A 7,149-nucleotide genomic window follows, 5' to 3' on the forward strand; every position below is an offset into this window, starting at 1 on the left:
AATAAAACTTAACCTTAATTTAACCATCTTCATTTATAGTAAGTGAAAGTAAAGGGGGGTGAGCAGTCGTGACAGAATTTTGGAGAAAAATCACTGGAACACTGATTGTTCATATCCTCTTATTCGCACCTTTTACTGTAATCGCTGAGGATAATACGATAAAGAAAACACTCATCCTTCCTGAAAATTCAAGTACCCACGTTAGCGAAGCGCTCTATCTCCTTGAAGATAAGGAGAAGAAGTGGACGGTTCAAGATGTGATTCCAATGAATGACTTTGTACTTAATACGGAAAAGATTCCGAATATGGGCTATACGAAATCAGCTTACTGGGTTAAATTTATTGTAGAAAATCAAACAGAGGAAACTGAACGATTACTTGAAATTACATATCCTCCTCTAAATAAGATGGATATTTTTATGTACAGGGAGGATGGTGTAGTGAAGGAGCTCCAATTAGGAGCAAAATATCCTTTTTATGAACGTGTTCTTCCAAATCCAAATTACGCTTTTACATTTGATATTGAAAAAGATGAAGCACTGACATTTTATATTCGATTTGAGGCGGAAGGCTCCATGCAAATGCCTATTATTATATGGGAGCAGATGGGCTATGCGAATAAAAAGCAGGTTGACTTTTTACTGTTGGGGATGTTTTATGGGATTACTGGAATAATGGCAATCTACAATCTATTCCTTTATTTTGCATTACGTCATAAAAGTTATCTCTATTATGTTCTAGTTATTTTTATGGCTTTCTTCGTTAGTATAAGTTTGAGTGGGGTAGGGTTTCAGTTCGTTTGGCCGAATTCACCTTGGTGGAATACACGATCAATTGTCTTTTTTATAACGATGGGTTCTGTATTCGCACTTTTATTTACAAAAAGTTTTTTAAACTTACGAGACTATCTTCCGAAATGGAAAAAGCTACTGAATGCCCTAATTGGTTTAAGTTTATTTAATGCCCTCTTTGTTTTTATATCCTATCAATGGGCATTGAATCTTATGCTTCTTAGTCTAGGAAGTGCGATTGGTTTTATTCTACTATCGGCTTTTTATTGTCTGAAAAAAGGGGCGAGGGAAGCAAGGTTTTTTATTGTCGGTTGGTTCGTTTTTCTCATAGGTGTACTTACATCAACTTTAGCGGACGCAGCCTTCATACCTTTGAATGCAATTACGAGTAATATATGGCAAGTGAGTGTGACGTTTGAAGTGCTGCTTTTGTCTTTTGCATTGGCTGATCGCATCAATATATTACGAGCCGAAAAAGAATCAGCAATAAAAGAAGCGCATGATAATCAATTGCTTGCAGTTGAAAACTTAAAGAAGTCTGATGAATTAAAAGATGAGTTTTTAGCAATTACATCACATGAATTAAGAACACCCTTATACGCAATGATTGGTCTCACAGAATCATTAAAAGATGGTGTTGCCGGAAAGGTTTCATCTGAAATGGAAGATCACCTTGAAATGATTATCTCAAGTGGAGAGCGGTTGACCGGACTTGTAAATGATTTACTTGATTTATCCAAACTTAAACACGATGCAATCGAAATACAACTACAGTCCATCAGTTTGAAAGAACTCGTTGATGTGTTAATCACGTTCTGTAAACCTTTGATAAAAGACAAAGTACTTACATTAGTTAATGAGGTCCCAAGTTCACTAACGAATGTAATTGCCGACCAAGATCGTTTAACTCAAATTTTATATAACTTAATAGGAAATGCCATTAAGTTTACGGATACGGGTCAAATAACGATTTCCGGTAAGAAGGAAGAAGAGGAATTTGTAATTAGCGTTTCTGATACCGGAAAAGGGATGACAACTTTACAAGTTCAGGCAATCTTTGAACCTTTTCATCAAAGTGGGAACTTTTTGTCCAGGGATATTGGAGGAACAGGAATCGGATTAAGTATTGCAAAGCAGTTAATCGAACTCCACGGTGGAAAGATTAATGTTGAATCTAAAATAGGGGAGGGTTCAACATTTAATTTCACGTTACCGTTTAATGACGTGGAGAGTAAGTTGGTAAGGAGAACTCCAATATTGGTACCTGAAAATTCGTATCATAAAATCAATAAACCGGCAAAAGACTTGGATCCATTTATCGCAAAGGGAGAACGAAGAGCAAGGATAATTGTAGCTGACGATGAACCAATTAATTTACAAGTGCTTTTCAATCAGCTTTCTATGGAAGGTTATGAAATTCTAGCGGCGTCAAATGGGGAAGAAGTCCTTCAGTTAGTTGATGAAAATGATGTGGACTTAATCATATTGGATATTATGATGCCAAAAATGTCTGGCTTTGAGGTTTGTTCGCAACTTCGTAAAGACTATTCACTAACCGATTTACCTATCATAATGCTCACGGCGAAAAATCAGCTAGAGGACAAATTGGCTTCGTTTGAAGTTGGGGCCAATGATTATTTGACAAAGCCTTGTTACAAGGAAGAGTTATTATCTCGGGTTAAAACGCACTTAACTCTTCAAAGTGTGCTTAAAGAAGTAGGAGTTTTAAATGAGTCCTTAGAAATAAAAGTAGAAGAACGAACAACAGCACTACAAACATCAAATATGAACCTGGAAAAGGTAAATCGAAATCTTCGTAAGATGGAAATTGCTAGATCACAATTGTATTCGAATATTACTCATGAATTAGGAACACCGATTACACTTATACAAAGTTATATACAAGCTGTAAATGAGGGGCTTATCGAAGAGAATAATCCGCGGTATTTGAAGATGATTCATAGTAAACTCATCTTATTAGAACGACTAGCAACAGATTTATTCGAAGTGTCGAAACTAAATTCTGGCCATATTCGTTTCAACTTCAAGTTGGTTAATTTGAATGAGTGGTTGGTGCATATTGTTCAAAGCCTAGAAGTAGAAATTGAACAAACAAATAGAGAGTTCACACACTCAAATGTATTGAATAACGGTTCCGATTCCAATCTCGCTCTATTAATTGACAATCAGCGGATGCACCAGGTTCTTTCAAATTTGATTTGGAATGCAATTAAATACACTTCTGACGAAGGTGGTAAAGTCGATCTATCCGTCAGCATGAACGGGCCCATTCATGAAGAACTACATGAATTTAATAAAGAGCTCAATAACAAACTAATTATTTGTTTGTCGGATAATGGAAAGGGAATCGAAGAAGAACATCTTCCTAATCTATTTGATAGCTTCTACCAAGCATCAACAAAGTCACTCACCCCCGAAATCAAAGGAACAGGGTTGGGATTAGCCATTGCAAAGGAAATTGTTGAAGTTCATAATGGTCGTATTTGGGTGAAAAGTGTTGTAGGTTTTGGTAGTAAATTTTATATTGAATTACCATTATACAAGTCAGACTAAACAATCAATTGGACGTATATTGAAAATTGAATAACCCATCCCTTCATCGGACAGATTGTTATAAAGCATGAAAGGGTGGGTTTTTAATGAAGAAAAAAGTAGTTTTTAGTATTCTGGTAAGTGTCTGTTTGCTGTTTAGTAGTGGTTGTGTCAATAAAAACATTGTGAAGGATTCGGACCTGACAGAGGAATCACTTAGCGCCACATACGGTTTTACTTCATTTGATTTGGTGATAGATACGAAGGAAATGAAAGAAGCCTTGAAAGCGAATATTGAAGAGAAAAGTGACAAAACAGAAGCGGTATATAAGAATTCAATGGAAGAAGAGTTTTTATTCGGGAATCAAGCGATGGAAAAACTTATCTCGATTTTTGATGAATTATCCTTAAATCCTGAAACGGAAGATGAAGAGTTAATTAAAAAAACATCTGAAGCATTTGAAGTAAATGATTATAAAAGTCTATCGATAAAAATAAAATTCAAAGGTTATGATATGAAGGAATTGAAAATGATTAAATAGAAAGACTTTGCTCGTATGTTTAGTAGAAATGTGAAGGTTTAACAAATTACCTCACAAAAAGACAATGTAAGCGCTTAATATGGCCCATTCGTTTTAAACATATTGACTAAAGATTACGCGCGGTGTACGATTACCTTTATATATTGCCTAAATAGTAAGTTATATTAATATGGCAATGATAGATTTAAAGGGGGAAATTGAAGATGATTAGTTGGAAGAAATTCGCAGTTATTCTTTTTAGTGCAATGCTTCTACTTGCAGCATGTGGTGGATCCAATGATGCAAAAGAAGAAGAAAAAGGCACTGAAAACGAAGCTGAAGAGCAAGCGAACACTGAAGAAAAAGAAGATGAAGCTGCACAAGAAGAAACAAAGACATATAAAATCGGTGTTACTCAAATCGTTGAACATCCATCACTAAACGCAGCGTATGATGGTTTTAAAAAGGCGATTGAAGATGCAGGTCTTGAAGTTGAATATGATGTACAAATCGCACAAGGTGACAACAGTAACAGTATTACAATTGCAGAAAACTTAGTAAGTTCAAAGGTTGATTTGATTTTCGCAAATTCAACTGGAAGTGCACAAGCAGCACTTAGTAAAACGACTGAAATTCCGATTGTTTTCACTTCGGTAACAGATGCTGTTGGTGCAGAACTGGTTGAATCACTAGAGAATCCAGGTGGAAACGTGACTGGAACAATTGATAATCATCCAGATGCAATTCCGAACACAATGAAGTTTCTAAAAGAGGAATTAGGCGCGAAAAATATCGGTATGGTATTTAATGCTGGCGAACAAAACTCTCGTGCGCAAGTCGATGCGGTGAAAGAAATGCTTGCAGATATGGATATGACTGTAGTTGAAGCATCTGCATCAACATCAGCAGAAGTAAAGCAAGCGACAGAATCTTTACTCGGACAAGTAGATGCTTTTTATATTATTACAGATAATACGGTAGTAAATGCACTTGAATCAGTTATCGATGTTGCAAATATCAACAAAATTCCAATGATGGTTGGTGAGTTCGACTCGGTTAAACGTGGTGGACTTGCCGCTTACGGATTTGAATACTTTGATATTGGTTATGAAGCGGGCGAAATGGCAGTGAAGATCCTAAAAGGCGAAAGTACGCCATCTGAAATTCCTGTTCAAGTTCCACAAAACTTACTGTTTGTAATAAATAAAGATACAGCGGATACAATTGAACTAGAAATTAAAGATGAGTGGAACGCAACACTTAGCGAATAATTAGGAGATGATTCTTTATGTTTTCAGCTGTTTTTGGTTCTGTTGAGCAAGGAATCATCTATGCAATCATGGCACTCGGAGTGTATCTTTCATTCCGAGTGTTAGATTTTCCGGATTTAACAGTGGATGGAAGTTTTGTAACAGGGGCTGCAGTTGCGGCAACAATGATTACTCTGGGATATAATCCAATATTTGCTACGTCTATTGCTTTAGTAGCAGGTTTCACTGCAGGTTGCATTACCGGACTCTTACATACAAAAGGCAAAATCAATGCACTGCTTTCTGGTATCTTAATGATGATTGCATTGTATTCGATTAATTTACGAATCATGGGAATGACGACCGAGAACTCGGTAGGTCGCCCAAACATACCATTAATGAGTGCAGATACAATTTTCAGTCGGTTTTCTGAATTTTGGAGTTCACTTGGCATCGATCAAGCGATTAATAAGCTTTTCACCTCTTTAGGTGCAGAGTATATCCCATCTACATGGGGTACTTTGTTCATTATGCTAATTATCACGGTGCTCATTAAGTTTGTCGTAGACTGGTTATTGCAAACTGAAATCGGTCTTGCAATCCGAGCAACCGGTGACAATAAAAAAATGATTCGCAGTTTGTCTGCGAATACAGATACGCTTGTAATTTTAGGTCTTGGATTTTCCAATGCACTTGTTGCATTTGCTGGAGCTCTCATTGCTCAGTATAGTAAATTCGCAGATGCGAGTATGGGTATCGGTATGATAATCATTGGTTTAGCTTCCGTTATTATTGGCGAGGCCATCTTTGGTACAAAAACAATTATGCGCACCACTTTGGCGGTAATCGTAGGTGCTATTATTTACCGAATTGTTCTAGGACTTGCCCTTCGCGTGAAATTTCTTGATGCAGGAGATATGAAGTTAATAACCGCAGTTATCGTTATTTGCGCACTTATATTACCACAAGTTATTGATAAAAAACGCGAAAAGAAACGCAAAGCGAAACGTCATGCAGAGCGATTAGAAGAAATAAGTCAAGGACTCAAGAAGGAGGGAGAAACCGTTGCTTAAACTCGATAACATTAATAAAATATTTAATGAAGCAACTCCCGACGAAAAAATTGCACTTGACCGAATCAACCTAGAGTTGAAACCAGGTGATTTCGTTACTGTTATAGGAAGTAACGGTGCAGGAAAATCAACGATGATGAATATGGTTTCCGGGGCACTCACTCCCGACTTTGGTGTTATTTCTATCGCAGGAAAAGACGTTACAAAATGGCCAGAGTACAAGCGGTCTGAAATGATTGGAAGAGTGTTCCAAGATCCGATGGCTGGAACAGCTCCAACTATGACAATTGAAGAAAATCTAGCAATGGCTTATTCTCGTAATAAAACACGCCTATTTCGTAGGGGCGTCGACAAAAAACGACGTGAATTGTTCCGAGAATCGCTCGCATCTTTACACATTAATCTAGAAAATAGATTGAACGCAAAAGTGGGTATGCTTTCTGGTGGAGAAAGACAGGCGTTATCTTTATTAATGGCGACATTCACTCAACCGTCGATCTTGCTTCTGGATGAACATACTGCAGCACTTGACCCAGCTCGAGCAGAATTGATCACGAACATTACAAAAGAACTTGTTGAAAAAGATCAATTGACCACATTAATGGTGACGCATAATATGCAACAAGCCCTAGACTTAGGAAATAGGCTCATTATGATGGATAAGGGGCAAATTATTCTCGAAGTAGAGGCTGAAGAGAAAAATGGTTTAACAATTGCAAAACTCATGGATGAATTTCAGCGTATTCGCGGTGAAATGCTTACAAACGACGCTGCTTTGTTAAGTACATAAGTGAAAGAGAGTAAACTTGTTTATTGGGTTCTTTGTCAAATGACGTTGGTGAAGAGTTATAGTCGATTATGTTTTTTATTCTTGGACGGTCTGGGAAGTCAGTGAAACTGATTTTCTAGGACTGTCCTTTTTACATGGCTATCCAATATACCCCGTTGCTTTCCGTTCCAG

Annotated in this window: 5 protein-coding genes; all 5 read left to right on the forward strand. The window is 37.1% G+C overall.

What is annotated here, in order from left to right; all coding sequences use genetic code 11:
- Positions 1 to 68 precede the first annotated feature (68 nt).
- Positions 69 to 3,365, forward strand: a complete 3,297-nt coding sequence (locus tag ACXYMX_RS13090; RefSeq protein ID WP_459044690.1) for an ATP-binding protein — start codon at positions 69 to 71, stop codon at positions 3,363 to 3,365.
- Positions 3,366 to 3,451: 86 nt separating this feature from the next.
- Positions 3,452 to 3,886 (forward strand): YusW family protein, encoded by a 435-nt coding sequence (locus ACXYMX_RS13095; protein WP_459044691.1) that lies wholly within the window; start codon positions 3,452 to 3,454, stop codon positions 3,884 to 3,886.
- Between the two features lie 203 nt (positions 3,887 to 4,089).
- Complete coding sequence (locus ACXYMX_RS13100; RefSeq protein WP_459044692.1) at positions 4,090 to 5,136, forward strand: ABC transporter substrate-binding protein; 1,047 nt, start codon at positions 4,090 to 4,092, stop codon at positions 5,134 to 5,136.
- 17 nt (positions 5,137 to 5,153) lie between these two features.
- Positions 5,154 to 6,188, forward strand: coding sequence for an ABC transporter permease (locus ACXYMX_RS13105; protein WP_459044693.1), 1,035 nt, complete (start codon positions 5,154 to 5,156; stop codon positions 6,186 to 6,188).
- Complete coding sequence (locus tag ACXYMX_RS13110) at positions 6,181 to 6,978, forward strand: ABC transporter ATP-binding protein (RefSeq protein ID WP_459044694.1); 798 nt, start codon at positions 6,181 to 6,183, stop codon at positions 6,976 to 6,978. The genes ACXYMX_RS13105 and ACXYMX_RS13110 overlap by 8 nt, the downstream gene beginning before the upstream one ends.
- The last annotated feature ends 171 nt before the right edge of the window (positions 6,979 to 7,149 follow it).

Source organism: Sporosarcina sp. CAU 1771 (assembly GCF_054482775.1).